This is a genomic window from Fictibacillus sp. Mic-4, assembly GCF_049843615.1.
Lineage (GTDB): Bacteria > Bacillota > Bacilli > Bacillales > Fictibacillaceae > Fictibacillus_A > Fictibacillus_A gelatini.
The window spans coordinates 57861-84430 of the sequence record NZ_JBBHZM010000007.1; the positions used below are offsets into that span (position 1 = coordinate 57861).

Here is a 26570-nt window from a genome sequence, read left to right on the forward strand (position 1 = left end):
CTTTCTCTCTGCAGTACTAGTCCATTATTTTCGGTTTCGGCTCTTCTACTACTTTGTTTACATGTTCGCATGTTGTTGTTTCTTTTACAGGATATTGGTGTTTATGAATATAGACGTTATGATGTTTATGTTCGATAGTAATCGGATGAATATGTTTGATCTCATATTCTTTATAATAATCTTTTACATAGTTTTGTGCTGGATAGACAACATCGTTTAACGATTGATTTGGCGGACATGCAGCTTGCGTGGCCGGGCTTACAGCACCGGGATGTGAAGGCGGCTGATAGGCCGGGCTAATCGGCGCGTTCGTTGGACTGACTGCGGGTTGGACAACGTGAGCGGGACTAACCGGGTAGGTTGGAACAACTTGCTGGACCGGAAGAACGGGAATAACCGGAATGAATGGAACGGGTGGTGGTGGAAGAAACGGCCGCGGCGGGCCAAAAAAACGGGAATCTTTGGACATTCAGTTCTACTCCTTGAATATAGAATTTGAAACCTTTCTTACTTTCTATCCTATGGACATTCCCTATTCTTGCAAACGGCATGTACCTACTATTTGTAATATTGTGTTGGACTAACGGGATAATTTGGTTTCATTGCCGGGCTAACTGGCATTACGGGTTGAACAGGGCTGACTGGCATCGTAGGCACATAAGCAGCAGGACTTACCGCCGTTGGGCTTACAGAAGTAACAGGGCTCACAGCTGTTGGACTCACAGCCACCGGGCTAACCGCAGTCACAGGACTAACCGGATAGGCTGGCGTCACTTGTGCAACGGGCATGACCGGTATAACTGGAATGAAGGGAACGATAGGCGGAGGCGGTGGTGGAGGTGGAGGACAACAACAACCAAATCCAAAACCAAAACGTTCTTGATCTTTAGACATTCGTTTCTACTCCTCTAAAAGTATTTATTTTAAGGTGATACATGATAGTTTATGGAAAGACGGCGAACTTGCAAACGGCATGTACCTACAGGAAATAAAATTTTTAAACGACTACCTCATCTGGTAGTCGTTTAAGTTCACATCATATTTAGAAAAATAACAGCACCTACTGCCCCTATCAGGCATGGAAGACCGAGCATCAAGAAGCGAAATGACCATTTTAAACGCCTGTATTTTCGGCTATTGGGATCCACATAAAAATTTAGCCGCCTGCGATCGCTGCTGACAAAATACCCTAATGAAAACCTTGAACAAAGAATTGAGAGGCTACTCGTTAACTTTATAAACAGTTCAACAGTATAGAACAAATGAGATACAATAAGAGCGGTCAATACGATGCAAATGCCTAATCCAAATGATTTCATATCGAACACCTTTCTTCATCGTCAGTCGTTAATTGGTAAAGATAAGGCTCTTTTACATCGTATGTATCGTTTACATAATGGTGAAAAGCTACTGAAACCAGCTTCAGTAGCTTTTCTCTTTGCCATTTCTTATACGAATCGGAAAGATTCAAGTTTAGCGGGCTTGCGGCACTTTTTCGTGAGTCCTGGCATTTATTCGTCTAATCGAATCTCTTATTCGTCTAACAAGGCAACTTATTGGTCTAAAACCAACGTTTATTCGCCTGACCCTTGCTTATTGTCTGTCACGGACTTTTTCAAGGGTTGCCCATTTTATCAAACACATAATACTTAGCAAGGGCAAGAATTTCCCGCACATGAACCTGGGGAATGACGCTAAGGGGTACTTTCGAGCCTGCTCCGAAGGCTTCTAATCCGAGATCCCTCGCCATTGACTTTGCCCGATGGAGGTGGAAGTTGCTCGAAATAATTAATACCCGCTCAGGATAATGAACTGCACTTTGCCTGTTCATCAAGTCTCTTGAAAATTTCAGGTTTTCATAAGTGCTTGTCGCTTTTTCTTCCTTTACAATTCGCTGGGATGGAATGCCGTGGGCAAGTAAGTAGTCTTCCATAACGGATGCCTCACTGACCGGTTCATCATATCCCTTCCCGCCGCTTACAACAACTTTCGCTTTCGGGTATGCTTTTAAATAATCAACCGCCTTATTTAATCGTTCTTTAAGGACAGGGGAGGGTTTCCCTCTCCTGATTCCGGCCCCGAGGACGAGCACATAATCGAGTTTTTTCGGATGATCATCGGCAATCGATGATAAAATGAGCCCTTCCAATACGCAAGAGACGATGATGATTGCTCCTAGTAACGTTAAGACTAGTATTCTAGCACTTCTTTTTCTACTCCATACTGTTTTTAAAGGACGGTAAAAAACGTAAATCGCAATAAAAAAAAGCGAGAAAGAGAATATGACGACTGCCCCCGTGTCAATGTTCGCGATTCGGATCAAATTCATACAATAAAGCAAACCAATGATTCCTAAAACCAAAAATAAATTCCTCATTTATGTGCCTCTCAATCACTGTTTTTTAACTTAATCCAATTTTACCATTTATTACACAAAAAGATAATGCCGTTTTTACTAATAAATGAGTCTTACAATAAAATTGTTGCAGGAAATGACTAAATGTTAGTTTTTTGAATCTTTATTGAAGTCCCTAAAAAGACGAATAACCTCGCTTTTTGTAGAAATCGAAGGTTCCAAAGAAGGAGACAATGACTGCTTACCTTTTTCATCCTAGAAGATATGGCTGTAAAAAAGATTACTTCACGAACGTATGGAAGCCCTAGACTTTCGGCTGTACTTTCTCAAGGACTATCAACTGTATACGCACTCGTTTCAAAGAAAAAATGATTTAGCTATCGTCAAAGGAAACGAAGTTATCGGTGATGAAATAGTCAATGTTTTTATAGACAGTTGGTATACCAACAAAAAGTATCGGTGCCTGTAGTTACAGTACACTTCGCATAAATAGGCTAATGAAATAAGAATTGAAAAGAAAGAAAAACTGTCCACATTATTACGGATGTGTGATAATATTGTAATTGGTTTGTAACAAATGAAATAGGGGAGGAATAATTGATGAAAAAATTGTTAGGGATTGCATTATCTTCACTCTTAGTTATGGGGCTTGCAGCTTGTTCTGCTGACTCTGAGGACGTGTCAACTGGGGAAAAGACAAAAACAGAGAAAACACAAACCACTAAAGCTGAAGATGGTAAAAAAATTGCCATTAATAAAGAGTTTAACGTAAATGGACTCAAAGTAAAAATTGGTGAAATGAAGCTGAAAAAGAATAAAGTTGTTGTTGGTATGACTGTTAAAAACACTACCAAAGATAAATTATCGTTCTTTCCTGACCAGGGTAATGTAGTTATTGGAAACCTTCAACTTGATGCGGACCTTTTTAATGGTAAAGGTAATGTTGGTGGTGACATTCAAGCAGGTGTGAGTAAGTCTGGAGTTGTAGAATATGCTGTTCCAGATGGAAAATCTTTAGATGTTGACAAAGTAAAAGAAGTTCAATTACATTTTGGTGATATATTTAACGAAAAATCAATGGATGCAAAGCCGTTTGATCAAGTTATTAAATTAAAATAACTTAAGGAGAATAGAAGTAATGAAAAGAACAACTGAATTTGTATTAGGTCTTTTGGGTGGTATATTTGGAATTATTGGAGCGTTTATTGCTTTGTTTATTGGTGGGGTAGATGCTGCAATTAACGGATCAAGTAATATTATTGGATTAGGATGGACAGCAGTTATCCTTTCAATTTTAGGCATTGTTGGATCTGTCGTTGTAAAAGGTAAACCAAAATTAGGCGGAATCTTTATGTTAGTCGCTGGTATAGGTGGATTTATCTGTGTATCGTTCGCATATATTTTGAGTGGGGTATTACTTATCATTGCTGGTGTAATGGGTGTTTTCCGTAAAGATAAAACATCTTCTACTCAAGTATAATTAACTTTGTAAAGGCATGGTTTTCAATTAAGAAAATCATGCCTTTTTATGGGAGAAATATAAACAATGAGAGACAAGGATGAACTATTGCCCTTTCTAGAAAAATAGTTTGAATATCAGTAATCGAACATTCGTTATTTTAAGAACACCTCGTTAGATCTGTGAAATGAGGAAAAACGATCATGAATCGTTACATGATTTAAAATTTTTTCGTTCTCGGACAATAAGTGCTCTTATTTGGACAATAAATCATCCGGTTTAGACAATAACATTTTACTTTTGGACAATAAGCGAAAAAACTACTCATTTTATTGTCCGACACAGGCCATTTATTGTCCGATGGAATCGATTTATTGTCGGAAATCCACTGTTTATTGTCCAAATGCCATGAAAATAGCACCACACTATACACTAGAGAAGTTTGATCCTGTTTTTTGCTTCTATTTTTTTATTTTTTTACAGGCGAAAATGGATTCTTGAAAATAAGAACTTTCTTAGCTGAAAGGGCACTATTTACAGATATTCAAACAAAAAATTCATTCAAAAGAAACAGATGAGAATAAAAATATGGTTTGAAATATTGGGTTACATCGGTTGTTGCTGTAATGATAAAAATAACAAAATTAGTTGGAGGTGGCTGGAGAAAGATTTAAAAGTACGACCAATAAAGCATTTGAAGCGTTCGGGATAAAATAATAGAAAGAAAGCCATCCAGCAATGAGTAATGGGATGGCTTTTTGTTTTTTTAGCGTATTGGCAATAGGTAGAACATCATAAGAAAATGGGCAATGCTGCCGGCGAGTACGAAAAGATGCCAGACTGCGTGATGGAAAGGAAAGGCGCGCCAAACATAAAAAATGGAACCGACCGTGTACAAAACCCCGCCGGCAACTAAACATGCAATGCCATTTGTGGATAAATGATGCAAGACGGAGCTAAATGCAAAGATGATCATCCATCCCATTGCGATATAGCCAAGGGTAGATAAAATGACAAACTTTTTCGTGAAAAAAATTTTAAAGATGACACCGCAGAAAGCGATCCCCCATACAATACCAAATAGTGTCCAGCCCAATGATCCGCCAACTACAATTAAAACAATCGGCGTATACGTTCCAGCGATAAACAAATAAATGGCGGCATGATCCATAATTTCGAAAAGGTCCTTTATCCGTCCTTCGGGAAAGCTATGGACCAGAGTGGAAGACGTATAAAGCAAAAGCATCGTAGCACCGAAAATCGCGAAGCTAACAATATGCAAAGCCGTCCCATGCAATGAAGCAAAAACCGTTAAAATGGCGATTGAAGCAATGCTAATTAAGACGCCAATGCCATGGGTAATGCTATTGGCAATCTCTTCACCTTTGGAATACGTAAATGTGCCCATAAAATTCCTCCTCATTATCTAACAAAGTATAGCAGAAGATATGAAAATTTACGAATAAAAGGACATGTCTGTATCTGAGCATGTCCTTTTATCATTTGCCCTTTTTATAGTTTTTTGGCAGCTTAATCGTAACAGTTGTTCCTTTCCCGGGAGTGCTGTCGATCTTTAGCTCACCTTTATGAAGCGATACGATCTGCTCGGTTACGGCTAAACCGATTCCTGTTCCGAATTTGTTCGGATCAACCTGGTAGAATGTTTTCGTTAAAAGTGGAAGATGCCGTTTATCAATGCCGATCCCTTCATCTTTCACTCGAATAGAGACCGTATCTTTTTCTTCCATCATATGGATGGTAATCTTGCCATTTTCATGCGAGTATTTAATCGCATTATCAATCACATTGATGAATACTTGCTTAAGACGGCCTTCATCAGCGAAAATCGTGCACGGATTATTTTCTTCCATTTGAATAGAGCAGCCTTTTTCTTCCGCTTTCACTCGCATTTGCATCATTGCCTGCAATAGAAGATGGTCCAAACGAAATTCGTCCGGAAATAATACAATTTCCCGATCCGCAGACAACTTTGAGAAATCAAGCAAATCTTCGACAAGAGAAATCAATCGGTTGGTTTCATCGGAAATGATTTTTAAGCCTTGTTTTTTATCTTCTTCTGACAAAAATCCTTTATCTGACTGAAGGGTTTCACTCCACCCTTTAATTCCGGTTAAAGGTGTTCGAAGCTCATGCGAGATGGATGAAATAAATTCATTTTTTAACCGATCGGTTTTTACAATTTCATCGGCCATATAATTTAATGTTTTTGCCAGATCGCCAAGCTCATTTTTATAATTTTCGTTAATCCTGTTGTCGAAATCACCTTTTGCCATATCTTTTGAAACGGAAATGATTTTATTGATCGGATCAACGATAGAATTGGCCAGCTTTGTACTGATGAATAAAACGATCAAGCAAATAATAATCCCATAGAGAATGGCGGTAAAAGACAAATAAAAAATCACTTTATTAACGGCATTTAATGAAGTTTCGTAATTTAAAATGCCATAAATTTGCCCCTGTTTTTTAATCGGGTATTGTACATTCATGATATGTTCTCCCGTTTTATCACTTTTTATAAGGTGATATTCGGGCTTATTACTAAAAAGGACTTCATTAATCGGGAGTTTATCTGATTCTATAAATCCGCTGGTCGATAAAATGACATTTCCTTTTAGGTCGACAATTTCAAGCTCCGTCCCTTTAAATTTTGCTTTCGATAAAATTTCATCCGCCTGAGTATAAAGGCTTTGATTTTTTTCATCTTCCGTAATAAAAGCGGATGACGTTTTCGCATGGTCAATAATGGCCTTAGCCGTCCCTGAATAATAAAACCGTTGGACATAAATTAAAAAAACCGCTTCAACAAAGACGATGGTCAATAAAATGACCATCATAAAGTACAATATAACCCGGCGTTTCATCGGTCAGCGTCTCTCCAAATATATCCTCTGCCCCAATAGGTTTCGACATATTTCGGACTGGACGGATCGTCTTCAATTTTTCTTCTTAGACGGCGGATATTCACATCAACGATTTTTGTATCTCCGATATAATTTTCTCCCCAAACGAGATCGAGAAGCTCATTGCGTGAAAGAGGCTGATTTTTATGTTTAAGTAAATGTTTGGCCAGCTGAAATTCAGTCGGCGTTAAATCGATCGTCACGTTATGTTTCGTTAACCGTTCTTCTTTTATATAAAATTCAAAAGGACCTGACGTGATTTTTTCAACTTGCTTCTTTTTTCTTTTTGTCCGGCGCAAAAGGGCCTTCACCCTTGCGACTAATTCAGGCGGGCTGAAAGGTTTGGCAACATAATCGTCTGCCCCGATCGTCAATCCGTGCACCCGATCATCTTCCTGGACTTTTGCCGTCAGCATGATGATTCCGATATGTGAATATTTTTTTCGGATATGTTCGCATACTTCAAATCCGTCAATACCAGGAAGCATAACGTCCAATAAGGCGATATCGATATCTTGCCCATCTTCTTCAAGGATCGAAAGTGCTTTTTCGCCCGATTCAGCTTCAAGAACTTTAAATCCCGCACTTTTTAAATTTATAATAACAAAGCTTCGAATGGCTTGTTCATCTTCAACTACTAGTATTTTTGTCATGACAACCTCCACATTCATTATTCTTCAGGAAATTCGACAATCGAATGGAAGTACTTAGAATTCTTTCGGTTTTCAGCCGTGTTGGCAGTAGCATAAATATAGCGGTCCGTCCGGCGAATCGGAATAAATTTGTCACTGTTATTCCAGCGTTTATGTGTAAATATTTTAATGGTTAATAGCGGCTTGTTAGAATTGACTTCTACAATTTGAATCATCCGGCGGCTCTTATTTTCCTTAATCGTTACGTTTCCTACCCAGCTCTCGGGAAAATCGACATAGAACCCTTTTTCGTTATCGACGTACAATTCTTTAACTAACGCTAATTTTTTTGGCGTCCATTGATAGTATTGTTCAATCCAGACGGCTGTTGCATAAGGTTCTTTTTCATACCCTTTTGCGACTCTTGCATTTCCGATTTCAACGATCCCATCGTTGTTAATATCAACGCTTTTAATCATGTAAGGCTTAAAGGTCGCTTCGTCGTTTTTGAAAATTTTCTTCAGCTTCCCCTGGTCGAAAGTAACCAATTGGGTATATGCTGAATGGGCACCCTCGCCGATATCTAATACTAGCGCCCGTTTATTTTTCGTTATATTGGCCGCAAACATATGATCATAAAAGCCATATTGATCGAGAACGGTTTCTGAAAGCTTTGAAAACTTCTCATGTTTATCCGCCTGGTAAAAAGAAACTTTAACTTCCTTGTCTTTTTTTACCCTTAAAATCGAAATGTCTGTTTGCTTGTCTTGATTAAGGTCATCCAATACCGCTTTCGTATAAAACTGATCAAAAACTTTTTTCGTCGTTTTGCCGTTCACTGAAAGAACAAGCAAGGCGTTATTATAAAAATCATGGTAAGTAATTCCTGCAACTATATCAAGCTTACCATTATTTGTGACATCTTTAAATTGAAGCATATCCAGTGAATAACCCTGGATGGTCGCCTGCGAAATTTTTTTCCATTTGTTATGGCTATTTGCAAAGATTACTAATTTAATGTCATAAGCATCTTTGTCCGTTTTATAAAAAACGATCGCTTCTTTTTTATGATCAGCATTGATATCAACTAACGAAATATATGATTTTTTCTTTCCTTGGTCCGGCGCGAGCATGATTGCATGTTTCGGAAGGTAATGGCTAATTTGGCTTTTTAGACTTGCCTGTTTTGCTTCGAGTTTTGGCGTTTTCAATAAATCTTCCGGAGATTTTGGCATGCCGCAACCAGATAACGCTAACAGTAAAGTGAAAACAATGAGTAAGTATTTCATACGTCAATCCTTCTTTTTGAATTTTAAAAGACTACATTAGCCAACCGCTAATCTAGTCTCTTGAATAGGCTGCATATAATACTATCGTATACAGGTAGAATTTATTTAACCGTCTTTTGTTTAAATTGCAGTGGTTTCATATCAGGCGTCAGTGCTTTCATTTGATAGCCGTTTTCTTTTAAATACTTTAATAGAAGTGGGAGATGTGGCGCGGTTTCCGGACGATCATGAAGCAAGATGACGAGCTTTTCATGACTTCCCTTTAACCGTATAATTTGTTGAATGGTATTATTGACAAATCGGCGGTCGCGATAGTGCCAATCTTTGCTGTCAACGTCCCAATCCCACATAATAAACCCTTGCTCTTTCACTGCTTGCCGGTATTCTTTCTTCATGCGGGGAACACTTCCATAAGGCGTCCGAATAAGACGGGCATTGTACCCGGTGATCTTTTTTAACGTATTCTTGTCTTGCATCATTTCTCCGACAACCGTTTTCTTCGATTGATAAAAAAGATGGGCATTATGTGTTACACCGTGCAGCCCTGCAGTGTGGCCCTCAGCCACCAATCGTTTCACTGCAGCCTTATACTCCTTCATTCTCGGTTCCAGCATGAAAAAGGTCGCTTTTGCATGATACGTTTGAAGTGAATCTAAAATTTGATTTGTTACTGGCGATGGCCCATCGTCAAACGTTAAATAGACGATATTATCGTTTGTAGGTTTTTGTCCTTGCTGATTTTTCTTGTTTTTCGTACTTGAATTTTTATTATCGGTTGCTTTTGCGGTTGAATGATCAGGAGAAGAAGGAGTCTTCGTTTTTTCTTTTTTCGCAACCTTATGATCCGTTTCATGATGCTGTTTCGTTTTTGAGTCAGATGATTTTTGATCGTTCGGCTGTTTATCGCCTTCTTTTTTTATAACAGCGGGATTCGTTTTTTCACCAGCTGTCTGGCTTGAGGCCGGCTTTGTTTCATCATCATTTTGAAAGGCACTGCAGCCGACAAATAGAAGCAAGACAACAGCAGCAATAGCAATAGTGACTACGAATCTTTCTTTTTGCCTTTTTCGTTTTCGCTTTTTCTTTAAGCTCATAATCCCAACTCTTTTCCCCATTTTTCCCTCCTTCAAGTATAAATGACTACAAGTTTAAAAGGGTTACAGAAAAGTTACAGACGATAAGGATCGATAGAAAGTAGTGAGAAAATTGACTGATAAGTGAATCGAGATGACCGATAATCTATCTGAAATGACTGATAACCTGTGCGAAATGACCGATAAGAAAGGAATTAGCTGAAAACATTGTGAAATTGACTGATAAGTGAATCGAGATGACCGATAATCTATCTGAAATAACTGATAACCTGTGCGAAATGACCGATAAGAAACGATCTAACCGAGAGGAGCAGAAATAGGTGCATCGAAATGATCCAAATATAGTCAGCATTTAGCAGGAAATTTAGTTGTTGATGTCGAATGAAATTTTTTAAATATAGAGGGAGGGTGATAAATTGATAGTAAAGCATCGAAAAGTTCCGCTCAAAATAAGAAAGTTAGAAGCTTTATTGCGTCGGTTGCCGCCTAATCATTCAAAACGAATAGAAGTGGAACAGGAATTGGCAAGAAGATTATCAGGTTACAAAGGGGAGCAATCATTAGATTACTTTTTAAGCTTTCTCCCCGAGCAAGAATACCTCATTTTACATGACATCCGACTTACTGAAAAAACCCACTATTTTCAAATCGATACATTAATTCTTTCATCATCGTTTTTTCTCATTCTTGAGGCGAAAAATTTGTCTGGAACGCTTATTTTTGATCATATGTTTCATCAACTGATACGCATCATTAACGGAAAAGAAGAGGTTTTTCCGGATCCTGTCCAGCAAGTTAAACATCAGCAGTTCCAATTTGCGAAATGGTTAAAAAATAATCAATTTCCATTGATACCGCTGGAAGCTTTCGTTGTTATGACAAACCCCAACGCCTTAATTAAAACTTCCCCTGGCAATACCCCATCGCCTTCGGTTATACGTACTCCCAGTCTTCTTGAAAAAGTAAATATATTCAAAGAAATGTATCAAGAAGAAAAGCTGTCTAAAAAAGAGATCCGCAGACTTTGTAAACTTCTTATAAAGCATCACACCCCTGGCAACCTGGACGTCCTTCAACAATTCCAGATCAATGAATCCGATCTTTTAACGGGAGTTCACTGTCCAAATTGTTCAGTCCTTCCGATGGAAAGAAAGTGGGGGAAGTGGAATTGTGCGAATTGTTCTTTTTCTTCAAAAGATGCCCATCTTCATGCGTTAAACGACTATTATCTCCTGTTTCAAGCGATGATCACGAACCAAAGATTGAGGAATTTCTTACAGCTTTCTTCAAGTACAGTTGCGAAGAAACTATTACTTTCGCTGAATACTCCATATTCTGGAGAAAAAAGAGGGAGATCGTACCATTTACCATTTGAAGAAGAATGATAAACGAACGAAAGGAACGGTTGTTAAAAGAACGGTTCCTTTTAAGCGTGAACTTAATGAACAAAATGCACTTTATGATCGAAATATTTATTTTCAGAATATTAGGTATTATTATTCTTGTAAGCGTTACCATAACGTGAATTTAAAGGGGGAATTAGATTGTTGAAGGGAACGAAGAAATGGTCGAAATTTTTAATGATTGGCATGCTGGCACTTAGTGTTACGGCCTGCAGCAAAGACACGGCGAACTCAGGGAAGTCAAAGTCGGCTTATCCTGAAAAGCCGCTTGTTGTCGTTGCTCCATCGGGTGCCGGAGGTGGATGGGATTTAACGGCGAGGTCGCTGACGAAAGTCCTGAATAAAACGAATCTTGTCGCTCAAACGATGACGGTAGAAAACAAACCGGGAGGCGGCGGAACGGTATTCATGGCCGAATATGCAACGCAGGAAAAGGCGAATGATTATAAGCTGTTCGTCAATTCACCGCCGATTCTCATCAATCATTTAAAAGCGGAAGGCAACACCCCTTATGGGTATAAAGACACAACGCCGCTTGCCCAGCTGACAAAAGACTACGGCGCCATTGCCGTTAAAGCGGATTCAAAATACAAAACGCTTAAAGATGTGATCAATCAATTAAAGAAAAATCCGAAGTCAATCACGGTAGCCGGTGGTTCTGCGCCAGGCTCCATGGATCATCTCGTTTCAATTCTTCCTGCTTACAAGTCAGGAATTGATCCAAAGTCGATCAAATATGTCGCCTATGATGGCGGGGGAGAGGCAGTCGCATCTTTATTGGGAGGCAATGTTGATGTGATTGGAACAGACGTGTCTTCGCTCGGTGAATATGTAAAGGCCGGGAAAATAAAAATTCTTGCTGTTGAATCGCCTGAGCGCCTCGGCGGTGATTACAAAGATGTACCGACGTTAAAAGAGCAAGGAATTGATGCGGAATTCATCATTTGGAGAGGGGTATTTGGACCGAAAGAAATGTCAAAAGACGCGAAAAAATTCTGGGATGATACGCTTAAAAAACTGTCCGAAAAAGAGGAATGGAAGGCAGAGCTGAAAGCGAATAACTGGGAGCCAGAATACAAGGATTCAGAAGAGTTCACGAAGTTCTTGAAAGATCAAGAAACGATGATTCAAAAAATGCTCAAGTCGCTTGGAATGGAGAAGAAATAATAGAGAAGAAGAGCCCGCCTCTTCTTTTCTATTCTATCGTGAGGTGAAGTTATGAGCAAAACATTTGATCGGTATGCAAGTTTCATATTTTTCATCGTTGGCATGGCTTTTATGATTGAAAGCGGACGAATTTCCCATTCCGCTTATGGAAGCAACGTGGGGCCGAACGTGTTCCCGTTTCTTCTCGGACTCATTCTCGGTTTATTAAGTATTAAATTATTGATTGAAACGATGAAGTACCAGAATGAGCGAAAGGAAAAAGAAGCCCTTGATTATAAAAAGTTTCTCATCATTTTAGTAGCAGCCATTCTTTACGCTCTTTTATTGGAGCCGTTCGGTTATATCATTAGCACGTTTCTCTTCCTTCTTGTTGGATTTCAAACGATGGAAAAAGGCGGCTGGGTGAAAACCGTTTTGATTTCGGCAAGCTTCTCTTTCGGTGTCTATTATCTCTTTGCCGAAGTGTTGAAAGGAACATTGCCGGGCTTGCCGGCCTGGTTTAGTTCATGATGAAAGGAGGCGGCCTTACATGGACACGGTACACTATCTTTTAGAAGGCTTTGGAACGGCACTTTTGCCGATTAATATTTTATTTGCGTTTATCGGTGTTTTAATCGGAACGGCGGTCGGAGTTTTACCCGGAATTGGGCCAATGAGCGGCGTTGCCCTATTGATTCCGGTGACCGCCTCGATGACGGGAGGAATGGATCCAGCGGCGGCCGCGACAAGTTCCATTATTTTGCTTGCTGGCGTGTACTACGGGGCGATGTATGGCGGATCGACAACATCTATTCTTTTAAATACCCCGGGTGAATCATCGTCAGTTGTAACAACATTAGACGGCTATCAAATGGCCAAGCAAGGAAGGGCGGGTTCAGCGCTTGCGATAGCGGCGATCGGCTCATTTTGCGCCGGAATTGTTTCCTTAATCGGACTCGCATTGTTAGCAAAACCTTTATCGGAAGTTGCTTTAAAGTTCGGGCCAGCCGAATATTTTTCTCTCATGTTGCTCGGGCTGGCAGCCGTCAGCGGCCTTGCCGGAAATTCGATGACGAAAGCCGGAATCATGACCATATTTGGATTGCTTCTATCTACGATCGGTCTGGACAATGTTTCAGGGGTTGCCCGGTTCACGTATAATATTCCCGCGCTTTATGGGGGACTGGAGTTTCTAACGGTGGCGGTCGGTTTATTTGCCCTCGGAGAAGTGTTCAAAACGATTCTTCATAAAGAAAGTCATGATGGCAATTTAGCGAAAGTCGGCAAAATCCTTCCTTCGAAACAAGAATTGAAGGAAAGCTCGGGACCGATTGCAAGAGGATCGCTGCTAGGCTTTTTTGTCGGCGTTTTGCCTGGAGCCGGCGCAACGCTTGCTTCCTTCTTCTCTTACATTATGGAAAAGAAAATAAGCAAGACGCCTGAAAAGTTCGGAAAAGGAACGATTGCCGGAGTCGCTGCCCCTGAATCAGCCAACAACGCCGCCTCGGGTGGAGCGATGATCCCATTATTGACATTAGGAATACCGGGATCGGGGACGACCGCCATTTTAATGGGAGCACTGATCATGTATAACATTCAGCCGGGTCCTCTTTTGTTTCAAGACCACCCGGGTGTCGCATGGGGATTAATCGCAAGCATGTTTATCGGAAATGTCATGCTCTTAATTTTGAATATGCCGCTCGTTAAAGTGTTTGCCAAAATTATTGAGACTCCGCCAAAATATTTAATCCCGATCATCATCGCGATATCTGTCTTTGGCGTGTACGCCGTTCAAGTCAATACTTTTGATCTTATTTTATTAATCATTTGCGGCCTTGCGGGGTACTACCTGGCGTCGAATGATTTTCCGCTCGCACCGCTCGTCCTTGGGCTCGTGCTCGGACCGATGATAGAAAACAATATGAGAAGAGCGCTTACTGCATCAAACGGCGATTTTATGGTTTTTTTGGAAAAACCGATTTCCCTTGCCTTTATCGTTATTGCCGTACTCTGGATTGTCATTCCGTTTGTCCTTAAATTAAAAGGGAAAAAGGTTCTTATTAACGAAGAAGCATAAAAAAAGTGCTGCCCCTTCGTCAATGATCACGACGTAAGGGAGCAGCCTCTTTGTTTTTTAAAACCCGTTCAAGAATCATGCATACAATCATGCCAAGAACGAGACCGTTATTTAAAATGGTTGTTAGCAGACTCGGAAGTCCTGTTAAAGCACTTGCAGGTATAAATAAACTGCCAATACCAATCATTAAGGATATGCTAATGATCAACGACGTATTTTCGGTAAAGTTTAATAGACGATATTCGTTGAAAGCAATTGCAATTAAACTTGAAAAAGGAAGAAACATCGTCGCATAGCCAACCGGTGCCGGCAAATTGGCGAAAAAATGGGTAAGTGCTGGAAAGAAACTAACAACTAACATAATCATACTTCCAATAAGAAAAGGGAGGCGCTGGTAGATTTTCGTTGTTAAAATGAACCCGGCCGTTGCTGATATAGGCACGCACGCAACGGCAGAAAATAATCCCGCAATCCACGTATTGATTCCCATCATGACAGTGACCCGGTTGAACGGAATGGGCGTTGTCGATACTTTCGCATTTTTGTACGTTTTTTCAACAACATTAATGGTCGCAACCATATTCGCCAGCAATAATAGGCCGATGAAAATGGACGTGACAAGGATGCCCGAGCTAAATTGCGGCAAGCCCCATGCAAACCATTTTGGTACGGAAATCCATTGTCCGCTATAAGAATCATGCTTCGTTAACCCTAATAATCCGAATAGCGCCCACCCGATTAAAAGGCTAAGAAGAAGCGAATAACTATTAAGAAACTTAACGTTTGACTTCGAAAAAAAGATGGAAATTATGACAACAATACACGCGCAAGCAGCAACTTTTCCATTAAAATGGCCGGAAGAATAGCCAATCCCTGCAATGCCCTTAACGAATGAACCGCTCAATTGGGAAACAAGAAGAAGCAAATAAGTACCCGTTACAAGCGGTGTAAACAATTTCTTAACAGGTTCCATCCATTTTAACAGGCCTAATAAAATAAAGAGCGCGCCACAAATCAACATCCCCATTTCCAGTTCTTGAAGACCTCTTGCGGTGCTTAAAGAACCGGATGCAACAAGTCCTGCGTAAATGATAAAAACACCCCACCAGAGGCCGGCTGGCCCTTCGGAAATAGGCAATCGATGACCAAATAATGTTTGGAGTAACCCGGAAACCCCGATAACGAGAAATGTCCGCTGCAGCAATTCAGCAATTTCCTGTGGTGACATGTGGAAGGAATGACCGATCGCAATCGGCGTAATAATGGCCTGCGCTAAAATAAAAAAGAGCCATTGTAAAGATGAGAAAACGGTTTTCATGATGTAACACCTTCATTATGTTAAAAGTCACAAAGCTAATTATAGCATAAAAAGAAAACATAAATACCCCGTTAAAGATTTAAACACTTTCGAAGTACTATTTTGAACAAAATAGTCACTACAAAAAGGGGTTAGGGACCGGTAAGATATGGACACAATACTATACGATGAAATCGTCATTTGGATGGAAAACAACTTAAACGATTTTCACAATTTTAAACCTTTTTTGTTTACGGATGTATGGATTCATTTGTTTTGTGAATCACGGAATAGTGGAAAAGAGTATGAAATAAAATATGATAAAAACAATAACAAGCTTTTTATGAGGTATTTGGAACCGTCTGAAATTGATGACGATTGGATTTGTATCGGAAACATAAAGAGATGAATGAGGTGTGACAATGAAGATAGAGAACATAAATAACGTTCATCCTGTAAATCAAGCGAAACAAAAGTATACTTATCCTCAAGAAGAACAACAGAAATCAAAACAAAATAAAGACAGAATTGAAATTTCTGATGAGGCAAGAAAGCTGCAAGCAAATTCATCTTTACAAGCTGAGCGGCTTAGAAAAGTTGAAGCGCTCCGGAAACAGATAAAAGCTGGAGAATATAAGATCGATCCGCAAAAAATTGCGGAGAAAATGGCTTCTTTCTACGGCATAAAAAAAGCAGATTAGATTTTAATACATCTAATCTGTCTGTTTATGTCCTCAAAAAAGAATGATAGAATTACTCTTTATCCTTTTGATCGTGCAGTAATTTAATCATTTTTTTTAAAGCCTTTGGAATCGGTACATTCAATCTCCCTACATTTTCAATTACTGATAACAGCTCATTCGCAATATAAAAGAAAATGGTCGCATCTCTTATATAATGAAAGGCGAAAATTTGATCAAGTGAATGGGCGACGGCCACAACAAATAAAATAGCAACTTTTTTTAATATTCCTCTAAAACCAACTTTGCTTGAGAGCTCGCCCTCATAAGCGGAAGCGATTAGTCCTGATACATAATCGATGACAATAAATACAACAAGTGCGCCAAGCAGCTTGGAAGGGCTCCCGAACAAATAAGTAAGAATCATGCCAACAAACGTAAACAACCCACTAAAATAAAGCTTATCCATAAAAAATGATCCCCCCTATTGAACAGAACGTGATGTAAAAATCTATTACATCTGTTAATAGATTATGATATTGTCGATTGATGGTTACGGTATACAACTAAGAAATAACTATTTTTAAAAGGGAATAAATGAATGATTTTTGCTTGAAAAAAATGAAGCAAAGTGATAATTTTTTGTTACAATAGAAAAAACCATTTGAAGGAGGAAGATAGTAGTATGAATAAAATTACTCTTGGTTTGCCTCCACGCTGTCACAAAGTATTTTTTGACGGAAAGGTTTTTAAGATTAAAGATTTTAACAATGAGAAATGGGTTGTTCCTGTTTCAAGAACAGAGAGCGCTGAAGTAAATAAGCTCGATGAAGAGACGGGAAGGCTGAATATAATAGGGAAGGATCGGATTCTTGCCTCCCTCGAAATGCCCCTGCGCTTTTGTGAAATAGGCAAAGGCTGGCTATTGGATAAATTGACAAAAACGAAAAGAAAATAAATAAATAACGATACGGCAGCCGCCGTATCGTTTTTTTGCGAAAGAAGAACGCCTTGGACTCTATAAAGCGCCGTTAAACCATTTACAATTTAAAATTCCACTTTCATTTTAAAAAGAATGACTCTCGAATTTTTTAAAAGCTTTTGTACCGCTTCTTTATTCCCGGTAAAAATATCTGAACGCATCGGAATCCCGCTCTTGTCATGTTGATTTTCTGCAAAGGCATATAAAATGATAGATTCCCCGGGTTTAATTATGGTTTGATCTGATAGTCTTATAGACGCAGAGTTGCTATCAGAAAAAGAGGAAACCGATATCGAATCGCCGCCCGACATCAAACCGCCCTCTGATTTAACTGAAGCGTAATAAGAAATTTTCGTCTTTTTCTTTTCTTTCTCCATTTCCTGGCGATAAAAAATGAGTGCTTTTTTTGTTTTTTTAGAATGAATGGTAAATAGAGGTAAATCTTTTTTTAGCTTTCCATTTTCATATAGTTCCAACGAAAGCTTAATTGCCTTCAATTTTTTTTCGGCGCCATTCACTTCCAAAAAAAGATGGTCTGAAGGAAGTGTAAGATCCAAAATATCCTTTTCCCGTTTTGACATTTTCAGCGGCTGAACCGTAAGTCCGTTTGCAGGCTTTTGCTGATTTGTTTCACAACCGGACATTAAAAATAAAATACTGCAAAGCAAAATCAATATCCATTTTTTCATCACTAACCCCCTAAAAGTTAACGTATTATTCTAAGTTTACCAAAAAATAAACGGTAGATGGTAAACATTTAGAATTCCTTCTAATTTTTTTGTACAGGCATACATTAGTATGGGGAATGGACATGGGGGGACGGAGATGGCAAGTCGACGAAAACAGATGATGCAAATTGCGGCAACCTACATTGGAACGGTTGTCGGTGCGGGATTTGCAACAGGCAGGGAAATCGTTGAATTTTTTACGAGCTACGGTTCCGCCGGATTAATCGGGATTATCATCAGCGGGCTCTTGTTTATTTTCCTCGGGACAAGAATCATGCTCGTTGCCAGGAAAATCGGAGCACATACATACGAGGACATTAACCGCCACATGTTTGGCTCCCGAATGGCTTCATTTGTGAACATCATCCTTTTTATTATGCTGTTCGGCGTGACCTCGGTCATGCTGTCAGGAACGGGTGCCATTTTTAAAGAACAGCTTCATTTGTCGTTTCAGATTGGGATTTTCTTAACGCTTTTCCTCGTGTATATTGTTATGCAAAAAGGAATGAAAGGCATTTTATGGACAAATTCGATTGTTGTCCCGATCATGGTTCTCTTTTCGATCGTAATTTCCATTTCGATGCTTGATGATGCAGGGAGCCGGGCCCTTATAGAGCAAGATGATTTCATCGGCCAGTGGAAGTGGCTGTTTAGCTCTTTTACGTATGCCGCTTTTAACTTAACGCTCGCGACAGCAATTTTAGTTCCATTAAGCAAAGAGGCAGAGGATGATGGTGTGATTAAGTGGGGAGGGCTGTTCGGCGGATTAGGATTAATGTTTATTTTATTAAATAGCCATTTTGCCTTATATTCCGTTCCAAGGGTTCTAAATTATGAAATCCCTATTGCAGAAATTATTGGTCAGCTCGGTGCAGTCGTCCATTTGCTTTTTTTGCTCGTTGTCTACGGGGAAATCTTCACGACCTTGATCGGAAATCTGTTTGGTCTTGTTGGCTCACTGACCCGGAATTTCCGGGCATCATCCAACACGCTTTTGCTTTTCATCATGCTCGGCAGCTATTTGATCAGCCAATTTGGCTATTCTTCCTTGCTTCACTTTTTGTATCCGCTGTTTGGGATGATCGGCCTTGTTTTTTTAGTGATGCTTGCATTCAAACGGTGAAAAGACATGGAGCTTTGTTGCTTCATGTCTTTTTTCATTTACTGAATGAGTTCTATCGGTAGTTAAATTCAAAGTATCCTCAATAGGGGAGCATGTTTAGCATAAACATGCTCTTCTTCTTTTGAATGAAATTCCATTTTTTAGCGAATTGGCTGATAAGTTAGCGAAAGTGGCCGATAAGTTATTAAAAGTAGCTGTTATACATTAAATAAGATAAAAACCTCCTTCCGCTACGGAAAGGAGGTTTTGTTATGTCTATTCAGTTGCCGCTTCTGGCTTTGCTTTGGCTGCCTTTTTTGGTTCGTCGCGCTCGATTTTACCGCTGCCGACACAAAGGGCGAGAATGATTCCGATTCCGAGGAAAATCAGTCCGGTTAGAAAGACGGTCGTAAACGATTCGCTCCATGCTTTTTGAATGGACGTAATCACCGTTGCCTTAATCGTTTCTGGCAACTTTAACGCTTCAGGGTGAATGAGCAGGCTGAACAGTGAGTCGGTTTTCTCGGCTAATGCCGCAAACAGTTTTTTCATCATTGGATTTGCCTGATGGTGTGCGATCGTTTCCATTTTTGATTGCAACGTTTCGTTCATCACTGTATTCAAGACTGTAATCCCGATAGTTCCGCCAATTGAACGGAAAAAGGTAGAAGCGGAAGTGACAGCACCCAATTGGTGTTTCGGAAACGCATTTTGGACGGCGATCATTAATGTTGGCATGACAAGCCCCATCCCAAAGCCCATTATAATCATATAAATGTAAGCCGTTAATTTGCTGGAATCAAGCCCCATTGTGCTCATTAAATAAAAGCCAAAAGCTGTAATGAGCATTCCGACGGTTAAAACGGTACGGTAGCGAAGCTTAAGTAAGATTCGGCCACCGATAATGCTCGCGAAGATCATTGAAATCATCATTGGCGTCATTGTAGAACCGGCCTGTGTCGGCGATACGCCGAGAATGCCTTGCATAAACATCGGGACGAAGCTGATTGCCCCGAACATTCCAAGTCCGAGCAAGAAGCCAAGGCCATTCATTGTTGAAAATACACGATTTTTAAATAAGCGAATATCAATGATCGGTTCTTTCGCTTTCGTTTCAATCCATCCGAAGATGAGTGTTAGCACAATTGCTCCACCAAAATAAAGGAAGGAAGGAATTGATACCCAATCAAAATTCTTTCCAGCATTCGTCAATCCGAGCAACAATAAAACAAGGGCTGGAACAAACGTAATGATTCCGAGATAGTCGATGTTTGCATTCCCTTTTTTCGCGATAATTTCGTGCTTCATACCAATGAAAATTAGAATTCCTGAAAGAAGGCCAAATGGCACGTTAATAAGGAAAATCCAATGCCAGCTAATCGTATCGACTAAAGCTCCGCCGATTAATGGCCCGATAACTGAGCTTAATCCGAAAATGCCGCCGAATACCCCTTGCCACTTCGCACGTTGTTCGGCTGTGAAAATATCGCCGACAATCGTTTGTGAAAGAGGCATGAGCATCCCGCCACCGATTCCTTGAATTCCCCGGTACCAGATTAATTGCTCCATCGTTTGCGCCGTCGCACAAAGCCCTGAACCGATAACGAAAATAATAACGCCAAGCAAATAAAATTTTCTTCTTCCATACATGTCGGATAATTTCCCGATAATCGGGACGACGGTTGTTGATGTAATTAAATAGGCTGTTGTTACCCACGCGAAAATGGAAAATCCATGCAATTCTCCAATGATAGTAGGCATTGCCGTTCCAACAACGGTTTGTTCCATCGCGCTAAAAAACATCCCGATGATTAAACCGGTTAAAACAACATTTCTGTTAATTCGCTCTGTATTCATTCAAAATCTCCTATTCTTTTTTATTTATAAAAGATCGACATCTAAAAGCTCCGCCAATTTCGTTCGATAGGCTTTCAGTGGCTCTATTCCTTTAAAGTGAGCAAGCATCCCCTGGAATATAAACTTTTTTGGCTTTTCTTTTTTCATTTCAGCCAGTAAAAAGTCGATGACCGAGTAAAATTCCTCTCTTTGATGGTGATCCAATTCAATTTCCGTCAGTTCCTTTTGCATTTCCAATAAAAGCTTTACAATCGTTTGCTTCGTTTGATCTTCTGCATTTGTCATGTCTTTATAAAAATAGTAGTCAATGACTTCACGAGAAAGTAAAGGGGGTTCGTTTTCTTTTAATATCCCATCAACTAAATTGTCGAGCCGCTTGACGATCATCGTTGAAAGCTGAAGTAAATCCAGTTTAATTTTATCGATGATAATAAACTTAATATAAATTTGTTTAATTCCTTCAAGAAGAATAGAAATATCGATAATATAAGGAATGATCTGTTCACCGTACAATTCAATCAGTCTCGACTCATACCATTTTTGGACGTCGAGCCGTGTTTGCATCATATATTGATGGATTTTATCATTGACCGAGTGAACATGTTCACGAATGTACATAATGATAAAGTCCCGATATTCTACCGTTTCTTGAAATTGAACGTTAATTTGCTTAATTAATTTTTCCCTTGGTGATAAGTTGTCGGTTTCAACTTCAAGCACTTTTTTGCGCATCCGGTCGTGATAATAATGGAAAATCGATAGCAATAACTCTTCTTTTGAAGAAAAATGCAAATAGAAAGCGCCTTTAGAGATGTCGCTTTTTTTTGTGATCTCCTGGATCGATGTTGAGTAAAATCCTTTTTCAGCAAATAATTTAATGGCCGTTTCAATGATCTTTAACTTTTTCTCATTCAATGGGTACACACCTTCTAAATAAGAATGTTGACTAATTGGTCAGTCGGATGAATGGAATGGCTTGAGTCAGCAATTAACAGTATAATTCGCCATGACCAGTCAGTCAATAGGCAATGCAATAAACGATGAAAAAATTTGGCGGGCGTTGCGAATAAAAGGGGATAATGCTACAATTTCCATAGATTAATAGCTGTTCGCATTGCCCGAACCTCGCCATTTCTTATGAAAGCGTTTACTTCACTATTTTAGCGAAGGAGAGTCTTTCTTTTGGGGAAAACAAAACATACGGGTCCGATGAAGCTGCCAAAGTTGCCTGATCCAAAACTATGGGTAAGCCCTATTCCGTTTGGGCTAGGAAAAGTGAAGCCGCACCACCTTCGCGATACGGTAAAAGTCGTCTGGGAAAACAGAGACAATTTAAGCTACGCCGCAAGAATATTGACGCAAGGTGTATGTGATGGGTGTGCATTAGGCGTGTCGGGACTTCATGATCAGACGCTTGCGGGCCCGCATTTATGCACGACAAGGCTCAACGTCCTTCGATTAAATACGATGCCAGCCATTAAAGATGAAGTGATTTTTCAAGATATCCATGAATTGCGCAAATTAAGCTCAACCGAACTTCGCAAGCTGGGCCGGATTCCTTATCCGTTAATGAGACGAAAAGGAGAAGATCGATTTAAGCGCCTCACATGGGATGAAGCGTTAACGATCATCGCCGATAAGATGAAGGAGCTTGATCCGAAACAGATGGCGTTTTATCTTACGTCCCGGGGAATTACGAATGAATCGTATTATGTCGCGGCAAAAGCGGCCCGTTTGATCGGAACGAATAATATTGACAACGCCTCTAGAATCTGTCACTCTCCATCAAAAACGGCATTGAAACGTTCGCTCGGGATCGGTGCTTCAAGCTGTACTTATAAGGATTGGATTGGGACAGATGTGCTCGTCTTTTGGGGATCTGTTGCCGCTAACAACCAGCCGGTTTCTACAAAATACATGTATGCTGCGAAGCGAAAAGGGACAAAGATCATCGTCATTAATCCTTATCATGAGCCGGCGATGGATGAATATTGGGTGCCTTCTATTCCCGATTCAGCATTATTCGGGACAAAATTGGCGGATGATTTTTACCAGGTGAACATAGGCGGAGATATTGCTTTCATGCACGGAATTATGAAGCATTGGTTTGAAATGGAAAACGAAAAGCGTGGATCTGCCATCAATTATGACTTTGTCGAAAAACACGTCAATGGTTTTGACAAATTAAAGCAACATGTCGAGCAATATGACTGGGAGGCACTTGAGAAATCTTCCGGGATAAGCAAAGAACGAATGAAGGAACTTGCTAAAATGTTAGCAGCGGCTAACTCGGGAGTATTCGTCTGGTCCATGGGGCTGACCCAGCATCGTTTCGGAACTGATAATATATCGCAAGTCGCAAACCTTGCCTTGCTTAGAGGCTTTATAGGACGGGAACATTGCGGAGTGATGCCGATTCGCGGACATTCCGGCGTACAAGGTTCAGGAGAGATGGGCGCGGACCCGTTTAGTTTGCCGGGCGGAGGTTTCGATAAGGAAACGGTTGAACGAATCGAAAATGTATGGGGGTTTGAACTGCCGAAATGGCAAGGGGACATGGTCGGGGTTAGCCTCGAAAATGCTCTTTTGCCGGACGATCATGAACGGAAGCTAAAACTTTATTATATGTCAGGCGGGAACTTTTTAGAGACGATGCCAAATCCTGATTTTGTCAAACAGTGCCTGGAAAATCTCGAACTGCGGGTTCATCAAGATATTATTTTCAATACTTCGACATTGCTTGATGCAAAAGAGGCGGTAATTGTTTTACCAGCGATGACGCGTTATGAACAGCCTGGCGGAGGAACGTCTACTTCAACGGAGCGAATGGTCTATTTTTCTCCAGAAATTAAAGGGCCGAGAATTGAAGAGGCAAGGGCTGAATGGCAGATCTTCGTTGATCTTGCGAAGCGGGTTAAACCGGAGAGGAAACATTTGATGAACTTTCAAGATGCGTTTGCGGTTCGCGCGGAAATTGCAAAGGCTGCGCCAGACTATGACGGCATCCAACATTTAAAACATAAAGGGGACGTCTTTCAATGGGGCGGCGCATGGCTCTGTGAAGATGGCATTTGTCCGACAGAAGATGGAAAAGGGAACTTAATCACAGTGGAACTTCCTGAACTTCGTAAGGCGGAAGGACAGTTTTATGCAACCTCGCGGCGCGGGAAACAATTTAATTCGATGATCTACAGCGAAAGGGATCCATTTAATGGTGCGGATCGTTACGATGTTCTCATGTTTCGTGAAGATGCCGAAAAGCTTGGAATTCAGGACGGCGAGGCCGTCGTTGTATATAATCGCCATGGACTTTTTCAAGGAAGGGCCAAAGTGGAAAATGTGAAGCAAGGGAACATTGCCGTTTATTGGCCAGAAGGAAATTCGCTTTTTCCGAAAGGCGTGTATGAACAATATGCGGGGATTCCTGAATATAATACAACCGTTATTGTAGAAAAAGCGGAAACCTTTTATGCCCAAAAAGACGTGAAGTATAAAGAAAAACGAATTGAAGAATTAGAGATGGAAGTCGGATAATTCATAAAAAGAACCCTGCTGTTTGCAGAGTTCTTTTTATTTAGCAGGCAAAAATTCCTTCAATTCACGGTAGCGTGAGGAAAGACTTGAAGCCGTTGTATGGTAGCGTTTGGCGATGGATACTTGAGTCGGTTTTTCTCCGAGAATATCTTTCGCCACGAGGTAATGAAGGGCGCTGGCGAAAATCTCTGCTTTTCGTATGACTGGTTTGCGATTTTGATAATAAGAGTTCCAGAGTATTTCCGCTTTTGCCGCTATTTCCTCGCCGGCTTCTTTTTTTAAGAGAGCCAATACGGAATCATCGATATTCTCCGCAGCACTATGGTTATTCCGAGGATGCTCGGATAGGGCGAGCTGTAAAATTGCCGGAAAGTGATCTTTTAACGAAGATCCTTCCGCCAGGTTGTTTATTTCTTCGAGAAAACGGGATTTCCTTGATTCGGAAATCTCGATGAAGCTAATATAAAATTCATGGTGATTTCCGTTAAAAATCAATGTGCCTAGCAGAAGGCTGTTGGATTGAGGCAAATGATTCTCATTCATGATCGCTTCAAATTCATCATGACCATAAACATCACGAAGCTTAAACGTGTTTTTATTGATTTGTGATTCAATCGAGTAGACGGACGGCTCTCTATATTGCCAGCTGCAAAGCATGTGCCATATTTCTTCTGAGACATTTTCTTTTACAGATTCGATATACCATTCGATCGGAGTCTTTCCTTCTTTGATTGGAGAGCAGAAAATTTCCCAGCATACAGCGACATTTGCAAATGCCTGGCTTTTCGATTTTTCTACTGGATGTTTTGCAAGATGGTTGGCAATTCGTTTTGCCATTTCTACCTGGTGGTTGTCAAAGACAAATTTAATTAATCCTTCCTGATGTTTAGCCATTTCATTTACGATCGCAAGCTTTTTAGATGAAATGGTAACCATGCAACAATGTTTATGCTTTTTGCCACTCCCGCACGGGCAAGGAGCGTTTCTTCCAATTTTACTTCCCATGTTGATCCTCCAAATGTTTCGGCCAATCATACCATGTTTCATACTAGCACAACTAAAAAAGTTTTCAACAGAAGTAGAAAAAGTGCTTTTTTTCTAAAAACACTTTTTGCCGGAGCCTAAAAAGAAAGATCAAAAAACCAGACAGCGTTCGCTGCCTGGTTTATCCAATAAATTTCTTATATTCTTCTGTCAGTTTCATGAACAATTCACGGTCACATTTTTCTAACGCTTCATCAATGCGTTTTTTATAAAGATTAATATGAAAGTCATGTAATGATTCATCAAGGATCATTTGAGCAACCAGGCTAAAGGCGAACGGGTCATTTCTTTTCTGAAGCTTCTGTTTCACCAGTTCGTTCATTTTTTTGTTATACGATGTATTGTCTTTCATGCTCCATTCCTCCTTGAATGTTTTTTGAAAAACAGTGTGCTTACAGTGTAAAGTAAGCTGCTTTCCTGTTTCATACTCGCTTGTTTTGTGAAAACGAGTATTTCTACTAGTATACTGGGCAACCGAGTGATTGACAACAGTTTATCTGAAAATTTTGATAAATTTTTTTATTGATGAATACTTCGACAGCAACGGTTGACATCCTTTTTTGTATAAATCAAAATATCACGGCCTTTATTGCTAATGACAATACGCTCTTTCGGAATTTCGATGTTTAACGATATCGTTTGTTTAGTTATTACCCGATAATGCGGATAGGTTAAACCAAATTTATTAAAAAATTTATAAAGCACAAAAAATGTCAGTGGAGGCCGGCGAAAAAAGTTGACTAAAAAAAGGGATTGATTTACCCTAAAATAAAAAAACGATCCACTAGGGGTGCTTTATTCTAAAGCTGAGAGAAGATTAGATTCTTCAACCCTTTGAACCTGATCCAGATGATGCTGGCGTAGGGAAGTGGTGTGGCTATTTGACAATTACTTTTTGTTAACCACCCACTTATCCAAGTGGGTGGTTTTTTACATAATGAGGAGATGGTCATTAATGGAACATGT

At 40.0% G+C, this 26570-nt stretch carries 26 protein-coding genes and 1 riboswitch; of the genes, 10 read left to right on the top strand and 16 right to left on the bottom strand.

What is annotated here, in order from left to right:
- Positions 1-16 precede the first annotated feature (16 nt).
- The 4 genes from WD019_RS07405 to WD019_RS07420 form a co-directional block, all read right to left on the bottom strand.
- Positions 17-469, bottom strand: a complete 453-nt coding sequence (locus tag WD019_RS07405) for a CotD family spore coat protein (protein WP_035349778.1) — start codon at positions 467-469, stop codon at positions 17-19.
- A gap of 89 nt (positions 470-558) precedes the next feature.
- Positions 559-894, bottom strand: a complete 336-nt coding sequence (locus tag WD019_RS07410) for a hypothetical protein (protein WP_026676243.1) — start codon at positions 892-894, stop codon at positions 559-561.
- Positions 895-1031: 137 nt separating this feature from the next.
- Positions 1032-1319: a DUF5316 family protein gene (locus tag WD019_RS07415; protein ID WP_425711093.1), complete on the bottom strand. Its 288-nt coding sequence runs from the start codon at positions 1317-1319 to the stop codon at positions 1032-1034.
- A 296-nt stretch (positions 1320-1615) separates the two neighbouring features.
- On the bottom strand, positions 1616-2377 hold the full coding sequence (locus WD019_RS07420; protein ID WP_026676242.1) for a YdcF family protein: 762 nt from the start codon (positions 2375-2377) through the stop codon (positions 1616-1618).
- 579 nt (positions 2378-2956) lie between these two features.
- On the opposite strand from WD019_RS07420, the gene WD019_RS07425 reads away from it, so the two are divergent.
- Together WD019_RS07425 and WD019_RS07430 are read left to right on the top strand one after the other, a co-directional pair.
- Positions 2957-3475: a hypothetical protein gene (locus WD019_RS07425; protein WP_026676241.1), complete on the top strand. Its 519-nt coding sequence runs from the start codon at positions 2957-2959 to the stop codon at positions 3473-3475.
- Positions 3476-3494: 19 nt separating this feature from the next.
- Entirely contained in the window at positions 3495-3836 is a 342-nt protein-coding gene (locus WD019_RS07430; protein ID WP_026676240.1) for a DUF4064 domain-containing protein, read from the top strand.
- Between the two features lie 745 nt (positions 3837-4581).
- Here WD019_RS07430 and trhA read toward each other — a convergent pair.
- From trhA to WD019_RS07455, 5 genes are all read right to left on the bottom strand, one after another.
- Positions 4582-5223 carry a PAQR family membrane homeostasis protein TrhA gene (gene trhA, locus WD019_RS07435; protein WP_026676239.1) on the bottom strand — a complete coding sequence of 214 codons (642 nt, stop codon included), beginning with the start codon at positions 5221-5223 and terminating at the stop codon, positions 4582-4584.
- Between the two features lie 91 nt (positions 5224-5314).
- Positions 5315-6700, bottom strand: coding sequence for a sensor histidine kinase (locus WD019_RS07440; protein WP_425711094.1), 1386 nt, complete (start codon positions 6698-6700; stop codon positions 5315-5317).
- Complete coding sequence (locus WD019_RS07445; protein WP_026676237.1) at positions 6697-7392, bottom strand: response regulator transcription factor; 696 nt, start codon at positions 7390-7392, stop codon at positions 6697-6699. The genes WD019_RS07440 and WD019_RS07445 overlap by 4 nt, the downstream gene beginning before the upstream one ends.
- Before the next feature lie 17 nt (positions 7393-7409).
- On the bottom strand, positions 7410-8660 hold the full coding sequence (locus WD019_RS07450) for a hypothetical protein (protein WP_425711095.1): 1251 nt from the start codon (positions 8658-8660) through the stop codon (positions 7410-7412).
- Positions 8661-8761: 101 nt separating this feature from the next.
- Positions 8762-9775 carry a polysaccharide deacetylase family protein gene (locus tag WD019_RS07455; protein WP_425711096.1) on the bottom strand — a complete coding sequence of 338 codons (1014 nt, stop codon included), beginning with the start codon at positions 9773-9775 and terminating at the stop codon, positions 8762-8764.
- 395 nt (positions 9776-10170) lie between these two features.
- Here WD019_RS07455 and WD019_RS07460 point away from each other — a divergent pair, with 395 nt between their 5' ends.
- The 4 genes from WD019_RS07460 to WD019_RS07475 all read left to right on the top strand — a co-directional run bounded on the left by WD019_RS07460 (position 10171) and on the right by WD019_RS07475 (position 14380).
- Entirely contained in the window at positions 10171-11139 is a 969-nt protein-coding gene (locus tag WD019_RS07460; protein WP_425711097.1) for a nuclease-related domain-containing protein, read from the top strand.
- Between the two features lie 204 nt (positions 11140-11343).
- Positions 11344-12324 (top strand): Bug family tripartite tricarboxylate transporter substrate binding protein, encoded by a 981-nt coding sequence (locus WD019_RS07465; protein WP_425711128.1) that lies wholly within the window; start codon positions 11344-11346, stop codon positions 12322-12324.
- Positions 12325-12375: 51 nt separating this feature from the next.
- On the top strand, positions 12376-12834 hold the full coding sequence (locus WD019_RS07470; RefSeq protein ID WP_425711098.1) for a tripartite tricarboxylate transporter TctB family protein: 459 nt from the start codon (positions 12376-12378) through the stop codon (positions 12832-12834).
- A gap of 19 nt (positions 12835-12853) precedes the next feature.
- Positions 12854-14380: a tripartite tricarboxylate transporter permease gene (locus WD019_RS07475; protein ID WP_425711099.1), complete on the top strand. Its 1527-nt coding sequence runs from the start codon at positions 12854-12856 to the stop codon at positions 14378-14380.
- Positions 14381-14399: 19 nt separating this feature from the next.
- Here the strand turns inward: WD019_RS07475 and WD019_RS07480 are convergent, their stop codons facing one another.
- A complete protein-coding gene (locus WD019_RS07480) occupies positions 14400-15698 on the bottom strand; it encodes a purine/pyrimidine permease (RefSeq protein WP_425711100.1) in 1299 nt (432 codons plus the stop codon).
- A gap of 401 nt (positions 15699-16099) precedes the next feature.
- Between WD019_RS07480 and flgM the strand changes: the two genes are divergently transcribed.
- On the top strand, positions 16100-16378 hold the full coding sequence (flgM, locus tag WD019_RS07485; RefSeq protein WP_026676229.1) for a flagellar biosynthesis anti-sigma factor FlgM: 279 nt from the start codon (positions 16100-16102) through the stop codon (positions 16376-16378).
- A gap of 52 nt (positions 16379-16430) precedes the next feature.
- On the opposite strand, the gene WD019_RS07490 is transcribed toward flgM, so the two are convergent.
- Entirely contained in the window at positions 16431-16826 is a 396-nt protein-coding gene (locus tag WD019_RS07490) for a phage holin family protein (RefSeq protein ID WP_026676228.1), read from the bottom strand.
- Between the two features lie 216 nt (positions 16827-17042).
- On the opposite strand from WD019_RS07490, the gene WD019_RS07495 reads away from it, so the two are divergent.
- Positions 17043-17315: a hypothetical protein gene (locus tag WD019_RS07495; RefSeq protein WP_026676227.1), complete on the top strand. Its 273-nt coding sequence runs from the start codon at positions 17043-17045 to the stop codon at positions 17313-17315.
- Between the two features lie 89 nt (positions 17316-17404).
- On the opposite strand, the gene WD019_RS07500 is transcribed toward WD019_RS07495, so the two are convergent.
- On the bottom strand, positions 17405-18028 hold the full coding sequence (locus tag WD019_RS07500) for a hypothetical protein (RefSeq protein ID WP_026676226.1): 624 nt from the start codon (positions 18026-18028) through the stop codon (positions 17405-17407).
- 136 nt (positions 18029-18164) lie between these two features.
- Between WD019_RS07500 and WD019_RS07505 the strand changes: the two genes are divergently transcribed.
- The gene (locus tag WD019_RS07505; RefSeq protein WP_425711101.1) at positions 18165-19190 is read left to right on the top strand and encodes a YkvI family membrane protein; all 1026 of its coding nucleotides are present in this window, start codon (positions 18165-18167) and stop codon (positions 19188-19190) included.
- A 255-nt stretch (positions 19191-19445) separates the two neighbouring features.
- Here WD019_RS07505 and WD019_RS07510 read toward each other — a convergent pair whose 3' ends face one another.
- Complete coding sequence (locus tag WD019_RS07510) at positions 19446-21026, bottom strand: MDR family MFS transporter (protein WP_425711102.1); 1581 nt, start codon at positions 21024-21026, stop codon at positions 19446-19448.
- Positions 21027-21050: 24 nt separating this feature from the next.
- A complete protein-coding gene (locus WD019_RS07515) occupies positions 21051-21941 on the bottom strand; it encodes a TetR/AcrR family transcriptional regulator (RefSeq protein ID WP_425711103.1) in 891 nt (296 codons plus the stop codon).
- A 267-nt stretch (positions 21942-22208) separates the two neighbouring features.
- On the opposite strand from WD019_RS07515, the gene WD019_RS07520 reads away from it, so the two are divergent.
- Positions 22209-24560, top strand: coding sequence for an FdhF/YdeP family oxidoreductase (locus WD019_RS07520; RefSeq protein WP_425711104.1), 2352 nt, complete (start codon positions 22209-22211; stop codon positions 24558-24560).
- Positions 24561-24596: 36 nt separating this feature from the next.
- Here the strand turns inward: WD019_RS07520 and WD019_RS07525 are convergent, their stop codons facing one another.
- Together WD019_RS07525 and WD019_RS07530 are read right to left on the bottom strand one after the other, a co-directional pair.
- Positions 24597-25565: a YecA family protein gene (locus tag WD019_RS07525; protein ID WP_425711105.1), complete on the bottom strand. Its 969-nt coding sequence runs from the start codon at positions 25563-25565 to the stop codon at positions 24597-24599.
- A 160-nt stretch (positions 25566-25725) separates the two neighbouring features.
- A complete protein-coding gene (locus WD019_RS07530) occupies positions 25726-25956 on the bottom strand; it encodes an IDEAL domain-containing protein (protein ID WP_425711106.1) in 231 nt (76 codons plus the stop codon).
- Between the two features lie 424 nt (positions 25957-26380).
- Positions 26381-26488: riboswitch (TPP riboswitch) on the top strand.
- The last annotated feature ends 82 nt before the right edge of the window (positions 26489-26570 follow it).

Bases quoted from the DNA above. Each gene is read 5' to 3' on its own strand.
- WD019_RS07505 (WP_425711101.1), top strand. From the start codon at position 18,165: ATGGCAAGTCGACGAAAACAGATGATGCAAATTGCGGCAACCTACATT.
- WD019_RS07480 (WP_425711100.1), bottom strand. From the start codon at position 15,698: ATGAAAACCGTTTTCTCATCTTTACAATGGCTCTTTTTTATTTTAGCG.
- WD019_RS07415 (WP_425711093.1), bottom strand. From the start codon at position 1,319: ATGAAATCATTTGGATTAGGCATTTGCATCGTATTGACCGCTCTTATT.
- WD019_RS07525 (WP_425711105.1), bottom strand. From the start codon at position 25,565: ATGGGAAGTAAAATTGGAAGAAACGCTCCTTGCCCGTGCGGGAGTGGC.
- WD019_RS07430 (WP_026676240.1), top strand. From the start codon at position 3,495: ATGAAAAGAACAACTGAATTTGTATTAGGTCTTTTGGGTGGTATATTT.
- WD019_RS07500 (WP_026676226.1), bottom strand. From the start codon at position 18,028: ATGAAAAAATGGATATTGATTTTGCTTTGCAGTATTTTATTTTTAATG.
- trhA (WP_026676239.1), bottom strand. From the start codon at position 5,223: ATGGGCACATTTACGTATTCCAAAGGTGAAGAGATTGCCAATAGCATT.
- WD019_RS07490 (WP_026676228.1), bottom strand. From the start codon at position 16,826: ATGGATAAGCTTTATTTTAGTGGGTTGTTTACGTTTGTTGGCATGATT.
- WD019_RS07465 (WP_425711128.1), top strand. From the start codon at position 11,344: ATGCTGGCACTTAGTGTTACGGCCTGCAGCAAAGACACGGCGAACTCA.
- WD019_RS07495 (WP_026676227.1), top strand. From the start codon at position 17,043: ATGAATAAAATTACTCTTGGTTTGCCTCCACGCTGTCACAAAGTATTT.
- WD019_RS07425 (WP_026676241.1), top strand. From the start codon at position 2,957: ATGAAAAAATTGTTAGGGATTGCATTATCTTCACTCTTAGTTATGGGG.
- WD019_RS07440 (WP_425711094.1), bottom strand. From the start codon at position 6,700: ATGAAACGCCGGGTTATATTGTACTTTATGATGGTCATTTTATTGACC.
- WD019_RS07450 (WP_425711095.1), bottom strand. From the start codon at position 8,660: ATGAAATACTTACTCATTGTTTTCACTTTACTGTTAGCGTTATCTGGT.
- WD019_RS07445 (WP_026676237.1), bottom strand. From the start codon at position 7,392: ATGACAAAAATACTAGTAGTTGAAGATGAACAAGCCATTCGAAGCTTT.
- WD019_RS07530 (WP_425711106.1), bottom strand. From the start codon at position 25,956: ATGAAAGACAATACATCGTATAACAAAAAAATGAACGAACTGGTGAAA.
- WD019_RS07470 (WP_425711098.1), top strand. From the start codon at position 12,376: ATGAGCAAAACATTTGATCGGTATGCAAGTTTCATATTTTTCATCGTT.
- flgM (WP_026676229.1), top strand. From the start codon at position 16,100: ATGAAGATAGAGAACATAAATAACGTTCATCCTGTAAATCAAGCGAAA.
- WD019_RS07475 (WP_425711099.1), top strand. From the start codon at position 12,854: ATGGACACGGTACACTATCTTTTAGAAGGCTTTGGAACGGCACTTTTG.
- WD019_RS07420 (WP_026676242.1), bottom strand. From the start codon at position 2,377: ATGAGGAATTTATTTTTGGTTTTAGGAATCATTGGTTTGCTTTATTGT.
- WD019_RS07455 (WP_425711096.1), bottom strand. From the start codon at position 9,775: ATGGGGAAAAGAGTTGGGATTATGAGCTTAAAGAAAAAGCGAAAACGA.
- WD019_RS07405 (WP_035349778.1), bottom strand. From the start codon at position 469: ATGTCCAAAGATTCCCGTTTTTTTGGCCCGCCGCGGCCGTTTCTTCCA.
- WD019_RS07510 (WP_425711102.1), bottom strand. From the start codon at position 21,026: ATGAATACAGAGCGAATTAACAGAAATGTTGTTTTAACCGGTTTAATC.
- WD019_RS07410 (WP_026676243.1), bottom strand. From the start codon at position 894: ATGTCTAAAGATCAAGAACGTTTTGGTTTTGGATTTGGTTGTTGTTGT.